Source organism: Cupriavidus sp. 01T418 (assembly GCF_056398885.1).
In genome coordinates this window covers 118265-133826 of record NZ_JBFTQG010000007.1, presented here as the reverse complement: position 1 = coordinate 133826, position 15562 = coordinate 118265, and the positions used below count along the sequence as shown (strand labels likewise).

Annotated in this window: 14 protein-coding genes; all 14 read right to left on the bottom strand. The window is 67.4% G+C overall.

What is annotated here, in order from left to right:
• Positions 1-10: 10 nt before the first annotated feature.
• Positions 11-418, bottom strand: coding sequence for a lactoylglutathione lyase (gloA, locus tag AC1DQ3_RS10630; protein WP_477120154.1), 408 nt, complete (start codon positions 416-418; stop codon positions 11-13).
• A 181-nt stretch (positions 419-599) separates the two neighbouring features.
• Positions 600-1484, bottom strand: coding sequence for a M48 family metallopeptidase (locus AC1DQ3_RS10625; RefSeq protein WP_477120153.1), 885 nt, complete (start codon positions 1482-1484; stop codon positions 600-602).
• Positions 1481-2233 carry a lysophospholipid acyltransferase family protein gene (locus AC1DQ3_RS10620; RefSeq protein ID WP_477120152.1) on the bottom strand — a complete coding sequence of 251 codons (753 nt, stop codon included), beginning with the start codon at positions 2231-2233 and terminating at the stop codon, positions 1481-1483. Before AC1DQ3_RS10620 ends, AC1DQ3_RS10625 begins: the two co-directional genes overlap by 4 nt.
• A 17-nt stretch (positions 2234-2250) precedes the next feature.
• Positions 2251-2829: a D-glycero-beta-D-manno-heptose 1,7-bisphosphate 7-phosphatase gene (gene gmhB, locus AC1DQ3_RS10615; protein ID WP_477120151.1), complete on the bottom strand. Its 579-nt coding sequence runs from the start codon at positions 2827-2829 to the stop codon at positions 2251-2253.
• A gap of 29 nt (positions 2830-2858) precedes the next feature.
• A complete protein-coding gene (gene glyS / locus AC1DQ3_RS10610; protein WP_477120150.1) occupies positions 2859-4991 on the bottom strand; it encodes a glycine--tRNA ligase subunit beta in 2133 nt (710 codons plus the stop codon).
• Positions 4992-5027: 36 nt separating this feature from the next.
• Positions 5028-5657 (bottom strand): hypothetical protein, encoded by a 630-nt coding sequence (locus tag AC1DQ3_RS10605; protein ID WP_477120149.1) that lies wholly within the window; start codon positions 5655-5657, stop codon positions 5028-5030.
• Positions 5654-6613: a glycine--tRNA ligase subunit alpha gene (gene glyQ / locus AC1DQ3_RS10600; RefSeq protein ID WP_477120148.1), complete on the bottom strand. Its 960-nt coding sequence runs from the start codon at positions 6611-6613 to the stop codon at positions 5654-5656. The genes AC1DQ3_RS10605 and glyQ overlap by 4 nt, the downstream gene beginning before the upstream one ends.
• 476 nt (positions 6614-7089) lie before the next feature.
• On the bottom strand, positions 7090-8691 hold the full coding sequence (gene lnt, locus AC1DQ3_RS10595; RefSeq protein WP_477120147.1) for an apolipoprotein N-acyltransferase: 1602 nt from the start codon (positions 8689-8691) through the stop codon (positions 7090-7092).
• A complete protein-coding gene (locus tag AC1DQ3_RS10590; protein ID WP_477120146.1) occupies positions 8688-9560 on the bottom strand; it encodes an HlyC/CorC family transporter in 873 nt (290 codons plus the stop codon). The genes lnt and AC1DQ3_RS10590 overlap by 4 nt, the downstream gene beginning before the upstream one ends.
• 117 nt (positions 9561-9677) lie before the next feature.
• Entirely contained in the window at positions 9678-10436 is a 759-nt protein-coding gene (gene ybeY, locus AC1DQ3_RS10585; protein ID WP_477120145.1) for an rRNA maturation RNase YbeY, read from the bottom strand.
• Positions 10433-11431, bottom strand: coding sequence for a PhoH family protein (locus tag AC1DQ3_RS10580; RefSeq protein ID WP_477120144.1), 999 nt, complete (start codon positions 11429-11431; stop codon positions 10433-10435). Before AC1DQ3_RS10580 ends, ybeY begins: the two co-directional genes overlap by 4 nt.
• Before the next feature lie 55 nt (positions 11432-11486).
• Positions 11487-12839, bottom strand: a complete 1353-nt coding sequence (miaB, locus tag AC1DQ3_RS10575) for a tRNA (N6-isopentenyl adenosine(37)-C2)-methylthiotransferase MiaB (protein WP_477120143.1) — start codon at positions 12837-12839, stop codon at positions 11487-11489.
• 95 nt (positions 12840-12934) lie between these two features.
• Complete coding sequence (locus tag AC1DQ3_RS10570) at positions 12935-13309, bottom strand: hypothetical protein (protein WP_477120142.1); 375 nt, start codon at positions 13307-13309, stop codon at positions 12935-12937.
• 376 nt (positions 13310-13685) lie between these two features.
• Complete coding sequence (locus AC1DQ3_RS10565; RefSeq protein WP_477120141.1) at positions 13686-15374, bottom strand: ClcB-like voltage-gated chloride channel protein; 1689 nt, start codon at positions 15372-15374, stop codon at positions 13686-13688.
• Positions 15375-15562: the final 188 nt, after the last annotated feature.

Sequence of the window (15562 nt, the reverse complement as noted above, 5' to 3'; positions counted from 1 at the left end):
GGCGCTCACCTCAGGGGCGGCTGGCGTCGCGCGTGGAATTGCGCTCGATCAGTTCGATCTTGTAGCCGTCCGGGTCTTCGACGAAGGCGATCACCGTGGTGCCGCCCTTGACCGGGCCAGCTTCGCGCACGACGTTGCCGCCGGCTGCGCGGATGCGCTCGCAGGTAGCGACCGCGTTGTCGGTTTCCAGCGCGATATGGCCGTAGGCGGTGCCCATTTCGTACTTGTCGACGCCGTAGTTATAGGTCAGTTCGAGCACGGCGGTTTCGGATTCCGGGCCGTAGCCGACGAAGGCGAGACGGTATTTGTACTCGGTGTTATCGCTCTCGCGCAGCAGCTGCATGCCGAGGATGCGGGTGTAGAAGTCGATCGAGCGTTGCAGGTCGCCGACGCGGAGCATGGTGTGGAGGAGTCGCATTTTGGGAGATATGGTTTTGCTTGAGCGGGGTGGATAGTTTAAACGGGATGCGCAAGGCGGGCATGCCGCTGGCGCGGACCGCCATTTTTCCGTTTTGAATCAAGGGGCTGGACCTGGCGTTGCGTGACTTGCACGAGGGCGCCGCTCGCCTGGCGGCAATGCCGGGCCAGCAGGCCTGGCCTCAGAACGTGGGCAACAACTCCGGCGGCTGCGCCCGCAATTGCGCCCGCGCATCCCGGAATTCCGGAAAGATCGACGCCACCGTATCCCAGAACCTGGGGCTGTGGTTCATCTCCTTGAGATGCGCCAGCTCGTGCGCGGCCACGTAGTCGATCATCGACAGCGGGAAATGCATCAGGCGCCAGTTCAGGCGGATCTTGCCGTCGGCCGTGCAACTGCCCCAGCGGGTCGCCGCCGAGGTCAGCGCAAACGCGCTATGCCGCACGCCGAGCTTCTCGGCGTAGAGATCGAGCCGCTGCGCCAGCAGCCGCCTGGCCTGATGCTGGAGCCATCCCTGCACGCGATCCTTGATCTGCTGTTCATCGGCATGCACGGGCAGCGCAAGATGAAGAATGCGGGTGTCGGCGTCGAACAGCAGCACGCCGGCGCGAGACTCGAGCTGCAGCGTGATCGGCTTGCCCAGAAAGGGCAGGGTCGCGCCATTGCGCCATTGCACGGTTGGCAGCACGCGCCGGGCTTCACGGTGTTGCCATTCGCCCAGCTTGTTGAAGATCCAGCGCTGTTTTTCCAGAATGGCCGACTCGATGTCGGCCAGCGTGACCCAGCGCGGCGCGGTGATGGACAGGCCGCGGTCGTCCACGGTGAACCCGATGGTTCGGCGCGCCGAGCGCTTGACGGTGTAATGCACGCTGCGCTCGCCCACCAGCAGCAGCCGCGCATTGGGCTGCGGCTGCGGCCACGGCTGCGATGTCGGGGAGACAGGCTCCGCCGGCGCCAATCCGCCCGGCGCCATGCCGGGTGCCATGCCGGCGCCGGCCAATGCGTCTGACAGCGGCAGCTCCATCTGGGAACCGGGGGCGTCGGGGGACGGGCGCAGCAATTTCATGCGGGCGTTTTGCTCCGATAGCTCTCGGCGTCGATTCTACGCATATCGCGTTCGATCCATGCCTCGACTTCCTGGTTGACTTGGTCGGCGGTCTTGTTGGCAGAGGAAATCGGCGGGCCGACGGAGACCGTGATCATCCCCGGATATTTCAGGAACGAGTTGCGCGGCCACAGGCGGCCGGAGTTGACCGCGATCGGGATCACCCAGGCACCCGTCTCCACCGCGAGGCGGGCACCGCCGCCTTTGTAGCGGGTCTTTTCCAGGCCGGACGGAGTGCGCGTGCCTTCCGGAAACATGATGATCCAGGCGCCTTCGGCCAGCCGCTCGCGGCCCTGGCGCACGGCCGAGGCGAAGGCGCGGACGCCCTCCTTGCGGTTGATATGCACCATCTTGAGCATGCCCAGCGCCCAGCCGAAGAACGGCACCAGCAACAGTTCGCGCTTGAACACGAAGCACATCGGCTTGGGCAGCGTGGCCAGGTATGCCACCGTTTCCCACGCCGACTGGTGCTTGGACAGCACCACCACCGGCTTGTCGAGCATGCCGTCGAAATGCTCGCGGCCTTCGTAGCGGTAGCGAATGCCGCAGATCAGCGCGGCCGCGCCGGTCACCAGCCGCGTCCAGCCGCGCACGAAGCGGTAGCGGCGCTCGGCGTTCATGAAGGGAAAGACGATGAAGCACGCACAGGCGTAGGGCGGCGTCAGCACCAGAAGGAACAACGCGAACAGCAAGGAGCGGAGAAAAATCATCGGTGAGGGAGTTGGGTTCAGGAGCCGGCCCGGCGCGGGGCGCCATCGCCGGTGAGCTGCCAGCGGGCGAAGGCGCGCAGGTCGTCGTGGATCAGCGTGCCGGGCGGCAGGCCGCCCTTTTGCTCGGTCCTGCGGCCTTTGCCGGTCAGCACCAGGTGCGGGGCGCAGCCGACCGCCAGCCCGGCTTCGAGATCGCGCAGCGAGTCGCCTACCAGCGGCACGCCCTTGAGCTCGACGCCAAAGCGCTCGGCGAGTTGTTCCAGCATGCCGGCCTTGGGCTTGCGGCAATCGCAGCCGTCCGCTGCCGTATGCGGGCAGAAGAAGACCGCGTCGACTCTTCCGCCGAGATTCGCCAGCGCCTTGTGCATCTTCTCGTGCATGGCGTTGAGCGCGCTCATCTCGAACAGGCCGCGGCCGATGCCGGACTGGTTGCTGGCGATCACCACGCGATAGCCAGCCTGGTTGAGCGAGGCGATCGCTTCCAGGCTGCCATCGATGGGGATCCATTCGTCCGGCGTCTTGATGAACTGGTCGCTGTCGAGGTTGACGACCCCGTCGCGATCGAGCACGACAAGCTTGGGCGGTGTCTGCGGCATGATGGCCTCCCGGTAGGGTGCTCAGCCGCTCAGGCGGCCAGTTTGGAGATGTCGGCCACGCGATTGGCCAGCACATGCAGCGAGGCCAGCAGCGCCAGCCGGTTGGCACGTAGTTGCGGATCTTCGGCCATCACCATGACGTCGGTGAAGAACTGGTCGACCGCCGCGCGCAGTTGCGCGAGGTCGCGCAGCGCGGTGGCGAAGTCGCCGTTGGCGAAGGCCGCATCCACCTGCGGGCGCACGCTTTCCACCGCGCTGTGCAGCGCGCTTTCGGCGGCTTCCTGCAGCAGCGCCGGCTGCACCGTGCCCACGGCCTCGGTGTTCTTGCGCAGGATGTTGGTGATGCGCTTGTTGGCCGCGGCCAGTGCTTCGGCTTCCGGCAGGGCGGCAAAGGTGCGCACCGCTTCCAGGCGGGCCAGGATATCGTCCAGGCGCTGCGGGCGCAGGCTCACCACGGCTTCCACTTCATTGGTGGTGTAGCCCTTGTCCTTCAGGTAGCCGCGCAGGCGGTCGTACAGGAAGTCGGCGATCGCGGCTTGCGCGGGCTTGACCGCGGCAATGCTACCGAACGCCTGCTGGGTGATCTCCAGCAGCGCATCGATCGACAGCGGCAACGGCGTCTCGACCAGCATGCGCAGGATGCCCAGCGCGTGGCGGCGCAGCGCGAACGGGTCCTTCTCGCCGGTGGGCGACAGGCCGATGCCCCAGATGCCGACCAGCGTTTCCAGCTTGTCGGCCAGCGCCACCGTCAGGCTCACCGCTCCGGCGGGCAGGGCGTCGCCGGCAAAGCGCGGGCGATAGTGCTCGGAGCAGGCCAGCGCCACGGTTTCGGCTTCGTCGTCGTGGCGCGCGTAGTACGTGCCCATGGTGCCTTGCAGTTCCGGGAACTCGCCCACCATGTCGGTCAGCAGGTCGGCCTTGGCCAGTTCGGCGCCGCGCATGGCGGCCGCCTTCTCCACGGCAATGCCGGCCGCGTTCAGCGCGTCGGCGATATGGCCGGCGATCTGCTGCAGGCGCTGCACGCGGTCCAGCTGCGTGCCGATCTTGTTGTGATAGACCACATTGGCCAGCTGCGGCACACGCGAGGCCAGCGACTTCTTGCGGTCCTGGTCGAAGAAGAACTTGGCGTCGGCCAGGCGCGGACGTACCACGCGCTCGTTGCCGCTGATGATGGAATCCGGCGTGTCGGTGGCCAGGTTCGAGACCACCAGGAAGCGATTGCGCAGGTGGCCTGCGGCATCGGTCAGCGCGAAGTACTTCTGGTTGGTCTGCATGGTCAGGATCAGGCATTCCTGCGGCACTCCGAGGAAGACCTCCTCGAAATGGCAAGGATAGACCACCGGCCATTCCACCAGCGAGTTGACTTCGTCGAGCAGGGCGTCGGGCATCACGACCTGGTCGGCGCCGGCCTGCTCCAGCAGCGCGGTGCGAATGCGTTCGCGGCGCTGGCTGTAGCTGGCCAGCACGCGGCCCTGCGATTCCAGCACGGCGGCATAGTCGCCGGCATGGGCAAGCTCGATCTCGCCGTCCGACAGGAAGCGGTGGCCCTGGGTGGTCCTGCCCGCCTGCAGCCCCAGCACGCCGACCGGCACCACTTCGGTGCCAAGCAGTGCCACCAGGCGGTGCGCGGGGCGCACGAAATTCACCGTGCTGCCGTCCGGGCGCTGGTAGCTCATCACCTTCGGGATGGGCAGCCTGGCAATGGTGTCGTCCAGTGCCGCCTGCAGGCCGGCGACCAGTTCGGCGCCGCGCGCGGTGTAGCGGTAGAAGAAGGCATCGGCCTTGCCGTCGGAGGCGCGCTCCAGGGTTTGCCAGTCGATCGCCTCGACGCCCACCGATTTGGCGAGGGCGGCCAGTTTCTTGGCCAGCGGGGCCGTCGGCTGGCCGTCGGCGTCCAGCGCCACCGTCAGCGGCAGCACCTTTTCGCGCTGCTCGCGGTCGGGCGCGCTGCGGCGAACCCTGGTGACCTGCGCGGCCAGCCGGCGCGGCGTGGCGAACGCGGTCACGGCGGCGCCGTCACCCAGCAGGCCGCGCTCGGACAGGCCGGCAAGCAGGCCCTGCGCGAAGGCCTCGCCCAGGCGCGCCAGCGCCTTGGGCGGCAGCTCTTCGGTGAACAGCTCGATCAGCAGCGTATCGTTCGAATCGGTCAGGGTTTGCGGCATGAATCGTTTCCAACAAGTTGTGGCACGCGCGGCCCTTTAGCAGCGCGGTGCAATAGTAGGTTCTACGCCGGACAACAGCCACAGGCCGTTTTGCTGGCGGAATTGCAGCGTGGTGACTGCGCACTCGGTGTCCGTGCTGCCGCCGCGGCCGTCGGGGGCGGAACGCGGTGCGAAGAAGCGGGCATCGAGGCGGCGCAGGCGCTTGTCGTAGCGGATTTCGTCAATGCGGCCGCTCACCCAGAAATCGATCTTGGGCGGCAACTGCGCGGCCGAGTAGTACGTCTTGATCTGGCGGCGTACCCGGCCGTTCACCGTCTCGGTCTCGGTCCACGTGAGCGGGTAGCGGATCGCGCTCTCATAGGCGCGCAGCGGCACGCGATGCCATCCCAGGTCCTTGGAGCCCGACAGGTCGCACGAGAACGTGCGTACCAGTTGGGTCCACTGGTCCAGCGAGTTGTTTGGCCCGAAGGCGCCATGCCAGTGCCGGTCGATGGCCTGCTGCAAGGCCTGCGGATTGGCCTCGCACACATTGGACAGGTCGGCCGGCAGGTACAGCGCCTGCGGGCTCGGCATGAGGGCGGTGGCCTGGGCGGCGCCGTGCGCTCCCAGGGCCAGCATCGCCAGGGCAGTGCCTCGGCACAGCACGCTGCGCGCCGCGCGCGTCATGCGGCAGCCTCGCGATCGCACATCGGGAAGCCGAGCGTTTCGCGCGAGTCGTAATAGGCCTGGGCCACCAGCCGCGACAGGTTGCGGATGCGGCCGATATAGGCCGCGCGCTCGGTGACCGAGATCGCGCCGCGCGCGTCCAGCAGGTTGAAGGTGTGCGCGGCCTTGAGCAACTGCTCGTAGGCGGGCAGCGGCAGGCGCCTGGCGGCGTCGGCCGGTGCGGTTTGCTCCGCGTCCGGCCCGGCTTCGGCCGCGCCCATCAGGCGCTTGGCTTCCGCTTCATGTTCGGCGAAGTGGCGGAACAGGACCTCGGCGTTGCTCTGCTCGAAGTTGTAGGTGGATTGCTCCACTTCGTTCTGGTGGTAGACGTCGCCATAGGTCAGGCGGCGCGTCTTGCCGTTCTCTTCCCACTCGGTCCACACCAGGTCATAGATGTTCTCGACCTTCTGCAAGTACATCGCCAGGCGCTCGATGCCGTAGGTGATCTCGCCGGTGATGGGCTTGCAGTCGATGCCGCCCACTTGCTGGAAGTAGGTGAACTGCGTCACTTCCATGCCGTTGAGCCACACTTCCCAGCCCAGGCCCCAGGCGCCGAGCGTGGGATTCTCCCAGTCGTCCTCGACAAAGCGGATGTCGTTCTGCTTCAGGTCCAGGCCCAGCGCTTCCAGCGAACCGAGGTACAGCTCGAGGATGTTCTCGGGTGCCGGCTTGAGCACGACCTGGTACTGGTAATAGTGCTGCAGGCGGTTGGGGTTCTCGCCATAGCGCCCGTCCTTGGGGCGGCGCGACGGTTGCACATAGGCTGCGCGCCACGGCTCCGGGCCGATCGCGCGCAGGAAGGTATGCACGTGCGAGGTGCCGGCGCCGACCTCCAGATCGATGGGTTGCAAGAGTGCGCAGCCCTGCCGGTCCCAGTAGGCCTGCAGGGTGAGGATCATTTGTTGGAAGGTCAGCATAGGCGAAGACTAAGACTAGTAAGGGCCTGCACACAGGCCAGCAAGCAGGCAAAGGCGGGCGCCGGGCGGCCAGGTTGCCGCGGCGCCTCACGAAGATCGTGCCAAACCCTGAATTCTATCGGTTTTTTTTGCCGTGCCCGCCATCGGCACGGCCCTTGCGCGCGTCACGCTATCCAATCCCGCCAGCGCGGCTGGGATGTGGTGTCGGCGTTTTGCAACGAATTGGGTAAACACCAGGCCCGCTAAAGGTCTGCCGGATACTGTTCGTTAGTGTTCTTGCATAGTTCTTGCATACAGTATCGAGTATCAAGCAGAGCCGTGCATCACAGCCGCAAACGTCAGAATCAATTTTCCAGGGGACAACGGTCATGACGCTTCTTTCTCGCAAGCCTTATCTCGTCGCCATTGCGGTGATGATTGCCGCTGCCCTGGTGGCGGTAGCGGCGGGCGCAGCCGCCGCCTGAAGCCGGCCGCCGTCAGCCCCGCTGGCGGCGCCAGGCCGCCAGCGCCAGCACCAGCAGGCAGGCCGCCAGTGCCGGCATGTTTCCCCAGCGCACATAGGGAGTGAAGCCCTGTGTGCCCTGCACATTGGCGGTGAGCGTGCCGACGGTGAAGGTCGGCAGCCGCGCGGCTACCACGCCGTCGGGCGTTACCACCGCGGTCATGCCAGTGTTGGTCGAGCGCAGCATCGGCCGGCGCGTTTCCAGCGCGCGCATGCGCGAGATCTGCAGATGCTGGTCCAGCGCGATGGTGTCGCCGAACCAGGCCAGGTTGGTCACGTTGGCCAGGATATTGGCGGGCACCGGCTGGCTGCGCAGGGTCTCGGCGATTTCCTCGCCGAACAGATCCTCGTAGCAGATATTGGGCGCCACCATGATGCCGCGCACCGGCAGCGGCGCCTGGTCCAGCCCGCCGCGGCGGAAGTCCCCGAGCGGCATCTTCATCATGTCCACGAACCAGTGGAAACCCAGCGGGATGAACTCGCCGAACGGCACCAGATGGTGCTTGTCGTAGCGATACAGCCGTTCGGTCAGCGGGCCCAGGCCGAACGCGCTGTTGGTGAAATCGACCGGCGAATCCGCACCGGCGGCGCCGAACAGCACCGTGCTGCCGCTGGCCACGCTGTAGTCGCGCACTGCCATGGCAATGTCCACCGGCAGGTCCTGCAGGATCACCGGGAAGGCGGTCTCGGGCGTGACCACCAGATCGGCCGGGGTCGCGGTGATCAGGTCGCGGTACAACTCCAGGGAGCGCTGCACCCCGGCCGGCTCGAACTTGATGTCCTGCGCCACATTGCCTTGCAGCAGCCGCACCGAAATGGGTTTGCCCGCCGGCGTGGTCCAGGCGATCGGCACCAGCGCGGCGCCACCCAGCGGCAGCGCCACGGCTGCCGCCAGGGCGAGCGCGCCGGCACGCTTGCCGCCGGGGTTGGCACTGCCGAAGCCGCGTACCGCTGCCACCAGCAATGCGGCCACCGTCGCCGCCAGCGCGCCGATGCCGTAGACCCCCACCAGTGGCGCGAAGCCGGCCAGCGGGCCATCGGTATGGGCGTAGCCGCTCGACAGCCAGGGAAAACCGGTGAAGACCACGCCGCGCAGCCATTCCGACATGCCCCAGGCCGCGCCGAAGGCGAGCGGCGCCAGCAGCGCCAGGGCGGCCGTGCGCGGAGCTGCCGTTGCCCGGCGCGCCGTTAGCCAGTGCCAGGTGGCAGCGGCCAGCGCCGGATAGAGCGAGATGGCGCCGCTGAGCAGCAGCACGGCAAGCAGCGCCATCCAGGCCGGCATCTCGCCATAGACGTGCATGCTGATATAGAGCCACCACACGCCGGAGAGGAACCAGCCCAGGCCAAAGGCGTAGCCGGTAGCGGCCGCGCTGCGGGTGCGGGGCGCGTCGGCGACCAGCGCCACCAGCCCCGCCAGCGACAGCAGTTGCAGCCACCACCAGGTGTGCGGCGCGTAGGCCTGCGTGTGGGCAACGCCCAGGATCGCCGCCAGCAACAGGCGGGGCAGGCTCGCGCCGCGCGCGTCGTCGCGGCCGGCGCTGGCGGCGCCGGGCCATGCCTGGAGCAGGCGCTTCATGCGCCGTCCACGTCGGGCGGGCTGAGGGGGGCTTCGCGGCGCACCAGCAGCAGGTGTGCCTGGCGGGCGTCGGCCCGCAGGACTTCGAAGCGAATCGGCGGCAGCACCACCACTTCGCCGCGATGCGGCACGTGGCCCAGGTGGTTGCTCAGCAGGCCACCCACGGTGTCGACGTCGTGATCCGAGAACTGCGTGCCGAAGGTTTCGTTGAACTGCTCGATCTCGGTCAGGCCATGCACACGCCAGCTGCCATCGGGCAGTTGCACGATGTTGTCGTGGTCTTCGTCGAGGTCGAATTCGTCCTCGATGTCGCCCACGATCTGCTCCAGCACGTCCTCGATGGTGACCAGGCCGGCGATGCCGCCGTACTCGTCCACCACCATGGCAATATGGTTGCGGTTGATGCGGAAATCGCGCAACAGGATATTCAGGCGCTTGGACTCGGGGATGAACACCGCCGGGCGCAGGGTTTCGCGCAGGTCGAACTCCTCGTCGGTGTAGTACCGCAAGAGGTCCTTGGCCAGCAGGATGCCGATGACRTTGTCGCGGCTGCCTTCATAGACAGGAAAACGCGAGTGCGCTGTCTGCCGCATGAAGGGAATGAAGCTTTCCGGTGCGTCGGCGATATTGACGGTGTCCATCTGGCCGCGCGGCACCATGATGTCGCGCGCGGTGAGTTCGGAAACCTGGAACACGCCCTCGATCATCGAGAGCGAGTCGGCGTCGATCAGGTTGCGCGCATGCGCATCCTGGAGCACCTCGAGCAATTCAGCGCGTGAGTCGGGCTCCGGAGAGATGAAATCCGAGAGCCGTTCGAGCAGGGATCGGGGACGGTCGGCTGACTTCGAACTGGGATAAGGGTCGTTCATGGCGCGGCGAGCGCGTGGTGGATATCGCAGGAAGGATACACCAAAAGAGTTTGGAATCCGTGACAGGAGGGGGCGCAGCGCACCAAGGTGCGCTGTCCGCCGCTCTGCGGGCCAGGTTCAGGCGGCCTTGCCGCGCTCCTGGTAGGGGTCGGCGAAACCGAGCGCCTGCAGCGTTTCGGTCTCGATCGCCTCCATTTCCTCGGCTTGCGCGTCGTCTTCGTGCTCGTAGCCCTGGGCGTGCAGCACGCCGTGCACGATCAGGTGCGCATAGTGCGCCTCCAGCGGCTTGTTCTGTGCGCGCGCTTCCTGCTCCACTACCGGGCAGCACAGCACGATATCCCCGCTGACCGGGTCGGACTCATGCTCGGCATAAGCAAACGTCAGCACGTTGGTGGCGTAGTCCTTGCCGCGATAGCCGCGGTTCAGGCTGCGGCCTTCTTCCTCGCCGACGAAGCGGATGGTCAGCGTGGCGTCGGCGTACAGCGCCGACTTGGCCCAAGTCTGCACCTTGCGCAGCGTCGGCAGGCCGAGCCGTCCCTTGACGCCCTCGCCGTACTGCAGCGCGAGTTCCAGGGACGGCGGGGTGGCGGGCGTGCCGGTGGTGGTGACCGCGGGCGTGGCGGTGACGGCCACCGACAGCGCGTCGTGGTTGTCAGGGCGCACCAGCAGGCCGGCCTGCTGGCGGTCGTCGGTGTGCTCGGCCAGCAGCGCGAGCACGCCGTCGGCGGCCTGCGACAGGTCCACGGTGATGCTGCGGCCGTCGGGCAGTTGCACGCGCACGGCGTGCGCCTGGGTCTTGCGCGCGCGGCCGTTGGCGTCGAACAGGATCAGGCTGGCGGGGGAGGATTTTGCGTTCACGATGTTGCGTTCAGTCAAGCGTCTCGGTGTTGGGCGTGATATTCGTCATAGGCATCGACGATGCGGGCCACCAGCGGATGGCGCACCACGTCGAGGCTGGTAAAGCGGGTCATGGCCACGCCGCGCACCTCGCGCAGCACGTGCTGCGCTTCCACCAGGCCGCTCTTCTGGCCGCGCGGCAGGTCGATCTGGGTGGTGTCGCCGGTGATCACGGCCTTGGAGCCGAAGCCGATCCGGGTCAGGAACATCTTCATCTGCTCGGGCGTGGTGTTCTGCGCCTCGTCCAGGATGATAAAGGCGTGGTTCAGCGTGCGCCCGCGCATATAGGCCAGCGGCGCGACCTCGATCATCTGGCGCTCGAACATCTTCTGCGTGCGGTCGAAACCCAGCAGGTCATACAGCGCGTCGTACAGCGGGCGCAGGTAGGGATCGATCTTCTGCGCCAGGTCGCCAGGCAGGAAGCCCAGCCGCTCGCCGGCTTCCACCGCCGGGCGCGTCAGCACGATGCGCTTGACCGAGTCGCGCTCCAGGGCATCCACCGCGCACGCCACGGCCAGGTAGGTCTTGCCGGTGCCGGCCGGGCCAATGCCGAGCGTGAGGTCGTGCGAGAGCACATTGCGCAGGTAGTCGCGCTGCATCGGCGTGCGCCCGTGCAGGCCCGTGCGGCGCGTTTGCAGCACGGGCGATTCGTCGTCGAAGGCGTCCGCCTCGGCGTCGCTCGCGCCCTCCGGCACATAGGCGCCGTGCGCGGCGACCTGGCGCGCCTCGACCAGGCCGAGCTGCACGTCGTCGATCGACAGCGCGGTGCGGGCCCCGTTGTAGAAGCGCTCCAGCGCGGCAGCGGCGTCGCGGGCATAGGCGCCGCGCACCGTCATGCGGTGGCCGCGGCGCTGGATGGTGACGTCGAGCGCCTGCTCGATCTGGCGCAGGTTTTCGTCGAGCGGCCCGCACAGGTTCTGCAGGCGGGTGTTGTCGTCCTTGGGGGCGACGAATTCGGCTGAAGGGATTTTCATCTGGGAACGCGTGGCGGCTTCTTGCGCTGCGCCCGTGGGCGCAATCCGGCCTGGATTATTGGCGTACTACGATTTCCCCGCGCAGCGAGTGCGGGAAGGCTTCGGTGATGGCCACCTCCACCATCTCGCCGACCATGCGGTCGCGCCGCTCCTGCGGCACGCCCGGCAGCGCGAAGTTCACCACCCGGTTGTTCTCGGTGCGGCCATGCAGCTCGGTCGGATCCTTGCGAGCCGGGCCTTCCACCAGGATGCGCTGCACCGAGCCGACCATGGCTTTGCTGATGCGCTGCACGTTTTCCTCGATGGTGGCCTGCAGGTGCTGCAGGCGCCGGAGCTTGACCTCGTAAGGCGTGTCATCCGCCAGGTTCGCCGCCGGCGTGCCGGGGCGCGGGCTGAAGATGAAGGAGAAGGAGGTGTCGTAGCCGATCTCCCCGATCATCGCCATCAGCTTGTCGAAGTCCGCCTCGGTCTCGCCGGGGAAGCCGATGATGAAGTCCGACGACAGCGACATGTCCGGGCGCAGCGCGCGCAGCTTGCGGATGATGCTCTTGTACTCCAGCACGCTGTAGCCGCGCTTCATCGCCATCAGGATGCGGTCCGACGCATGCTGCACCGGCAGGTGCAGGTGGTTGACCAGCTTCGGGCAGCGCTCGTACAGCTCGATCAGGCGCGGCGTGAATTCCTTGGGATGGCTGGTGGTGTAGCGGATGCGCTCGATGCCGGGGATCTCGGCCACGTATTCGATCAGCAGCGCGAAGTCGGCGATCTCGCTGGTGCCGCCCATGGCGCCGCGATAGGCGTTGACGTTCTGTCCCAGCAGCGTGACTTCGCGCACGCCCTGCCCGGCCAGGCCGGCGACCTCGGCCAGCACGTCCTCGAACGGGCGCGAGACTTCCTCGCCGCGGGTATACGGCACCACGCAGTAGCTGCAGTACTTGGAGCAGCCTTCCATGATCGAGACAAAGGCGCTCGGGCCTTCCACGCGCGCCGGCGGCAGGTGGTCGAACTTCTCGATCTCGGGGAAGGAGATGTCCACCTGCGAGTGGCCGGTCTGGCGGCTGCGGTCGATCATGGCGGGCAGGCGGTGCAGCGTCTGCGGGCCGAACACCACGTCGACATAGGGCGCGCGCTTGACGATGGCGGCCCCTTCCTGGCTCGCCACGCAACCGCCCACGCCGATCACGAGATCCGGCTTGAGCGCCTTGAGCGCCTTCATGCGGCCCAGCTCCGAGAACACCTTCTCCTGCGCCTTCTCGCGCACCGAGCAGGTGTTGAAGAGGATCACGTCCGCATCTTCGGGGTTGTCGGTCTTTTCCAGGCCTTCGGCGGCGTGGAGCACGTCGACCATCTTGTCCGAGTCGTACTCGTTCATCTGACAGCCGTAGGTTTTGACGAAGACTTTTTTCATGGTGCCGATCTCAGTGGTTGACCTGGGGGCATCAGGGTTTGATGGAGACGAAACAAATCCGGGAGCCACGGCCCTTGCCGCGGCCCGGACGACGATCATTGCGCTGCTTTCTGCTCCTGTTCGGTCAGGATCCAGGCCGTCAGCAACTGGCCGTAGAGGTCGAGCTTGAACCGCACCGGCAGCTTCCGGCCGGCCAGCACCGCAATGGGCAGCAACTGGTTGTCGGTGCCGAACAGCCGCAGGCCGGGCGCCACGCCAACGGTCTTGCCGTCCAGCGTTGCCGATTGCGGCGCGCCGGGCGACGGCGCGGCCAGCACCAGCCGGGCTTTTGCCGCGTCGGCCGGAATCACCCGCAACGGCTGCTGCGCCTGCGCCGTGGCCGGCAGCAGCGCGGCGCCCATGGCGAGCGATGCGGCAAGCAGGGTGGTCCGCAGGAATCGGGCAGGGCGCGCGGCACGGTGGGCTGGCATGGAGGCTCCGGCGAAAAACGGTTCGGGAAACGAAGGCGAATCGGGTTGCCCGGGGGTTGCCCGGGGTTGTCCGGCGGCAATGCCAGCCAACGGACATCCGCGGCAGGCAGCGCATCAGCCAAGTCTACGCGCACCGTACCGCCGCGTTGGACGGAGAGGGGCGGCACAGGCCAGGCAACCCGGCATTCTACCCGCTCGCCCGCAGCCCGCGCTGGCCAGTATCCTGAATCACAAATTCGTTGAATAAGTGTGCCGACAAGACGCGCGATCCGTCGTCACAAATGCTCGCAAGGCTCCAGCCTTGCTGCGCTTCGTTCCTAGGCTCGCACGCCTTGTCGGCACACTTATTTTTTCAACGAATTTCAGATTCAGGATACTAGAACAGCCCGGATGCTTCCTGCAGCACACGCCGCTTTGAGACCGTACCCATCAGTTCGCGCCCGCCGCTATCGCGAATCACCGGGATGCGGTTGAGTGCATGATGGGTGAACAGGCCCAAGGCGTCGGGCAGGTGCGACTCCGGGGTGAGCGCGGGGAAGTCACGCTCGCACAGCGCGAGCAGGTCGGCATCCGGCCGCTCGCGCAGCGCGCGTTGCACGGCGTGGATCGACAGCGCGCCCAGCAGGCAGCCATTGGACCCCACCATATACAGGTAGCGCGTGCCGGTCTCGGCGAACTTGTCGCTGGCCTGCTCCAGCGTGGCGTCCGGACCGATCGTGGTATCGGTGGGCTCGCACAGCCCGGCCAGCGTGAGCGCGCGCGCGCGCGCGGCCGCCGCCGAGGCCTGGGTGCGCTCGGCCACCACGCTGTACAAGGACAACGTCTGGCAGCGCGAGGCGGTGTAATAGGCCGCCGCCGCACCAATCATGCCGGGCAGCAGCAGCGCCGGTGCCAGCGTCATCTCGAACACCATCAGCACCGACATCAGCGGCGCCTGGCTGGTGGCGGCCAGGAAGGCGCACATGCCCACCAGCGGCAGCAGCGGCGCGCCGATGCCCCCTGGCACGGCGGGCGCCAGCAACTGCCCGAGCGCGGCGCCCACGAACAGCGACGGTGTGAATACGCCGCCTACCGCGCCCGAGCCCATGCTGAGCACGGTGGCCAGCAGCTTGGCCAGCAGCACCGCCGCCAGGGACACGCTCAGGGGATGTGCCATCAGGATCGACTGGATCGTGGAATAGCCATTGCCCACCACCTCCGGCACCCCCATCGCCAGTACACCCACCAGGGCGCCGCCCAGCGCCAGGCGCGGCACCGGGCCGCCGGGCATGCGGGCGAAGGCGCCCTTGGCCAGGCTGGAGGCACGCATGAAGAGGGCGCCGGACACCCCCGCGAGCACGCCCAGCAGCGCCGCGGCCAGCAGCATCGGTGGGTGCAGCAGATCGGACGGCACGTTCAGGCCTGGATAGAGCGGTTGCAGGCCGCCGTGCAGCTGGCTGACCACGGTGCCCGCCACCGAGGCCAGGAACAGTGGCATCAGGCGCTGCACCGCCACCGCGCCGAACACCACCTCGGCCACGAAGACCGCCGCTGACAGCGGCGTGTGATAGACGGAGGCCAGCCCGGCGGCCGCGGCGCAGGCCGTCAGCATGCGCCGCAGGTTGGTGTCGCCATCGGGGCTGGCGCGGCCGCGCGCCGAGGGGAACAGCGAGCCGCACAGCGCGGCGAGCTGGATCATCGCGCCCTCTTTACCGACCGAGCTGCCGGTGACGATGGAGCAGAACGAGGAGAGCGCGCGCAGCAGGGTGATGCGAACCGGCAGCCGCCCGGTGCCGCTGGCGACTGCCTCCATATAGTCGGAAACGCCCGGCTGGGCTGCGTTGAGCCTGGCCGCCGCCATCAGCAGCAAGCCCGCGACCACGCCCCCGAGCGTCGGGATCGCCACCCGCCAGACCAGCGCCAGCCCGGCGAACACGGTGACGATATCCGCGTCCGTACCAAACATCACATACCCGCTGGCGTCCAGCGCTTCCTTGAACAGGGTGGTGACGATGGCGGCGACGATCCCTACCGGGATGGCCGTAAAGAGTGTGACTTCCTGGTCTTCGATGAACCTGAACCGCATTGTGACGTCATCCGGGGGCAAGGACGGGGCCGGGCCGCACTTGCCCGTGCCCGCGGGGGCACGGCCAGGCGGGGCCCGGGCGTGGCTGGCTGCCATGATAGCGCAGCGGCACCTGGGCCCTTCGGCGCGCGTGAAAGCGCCAGGCTGGTACACTAGCGGTCTTTCCTCCTAAAGAGGCGGGGGCAGTC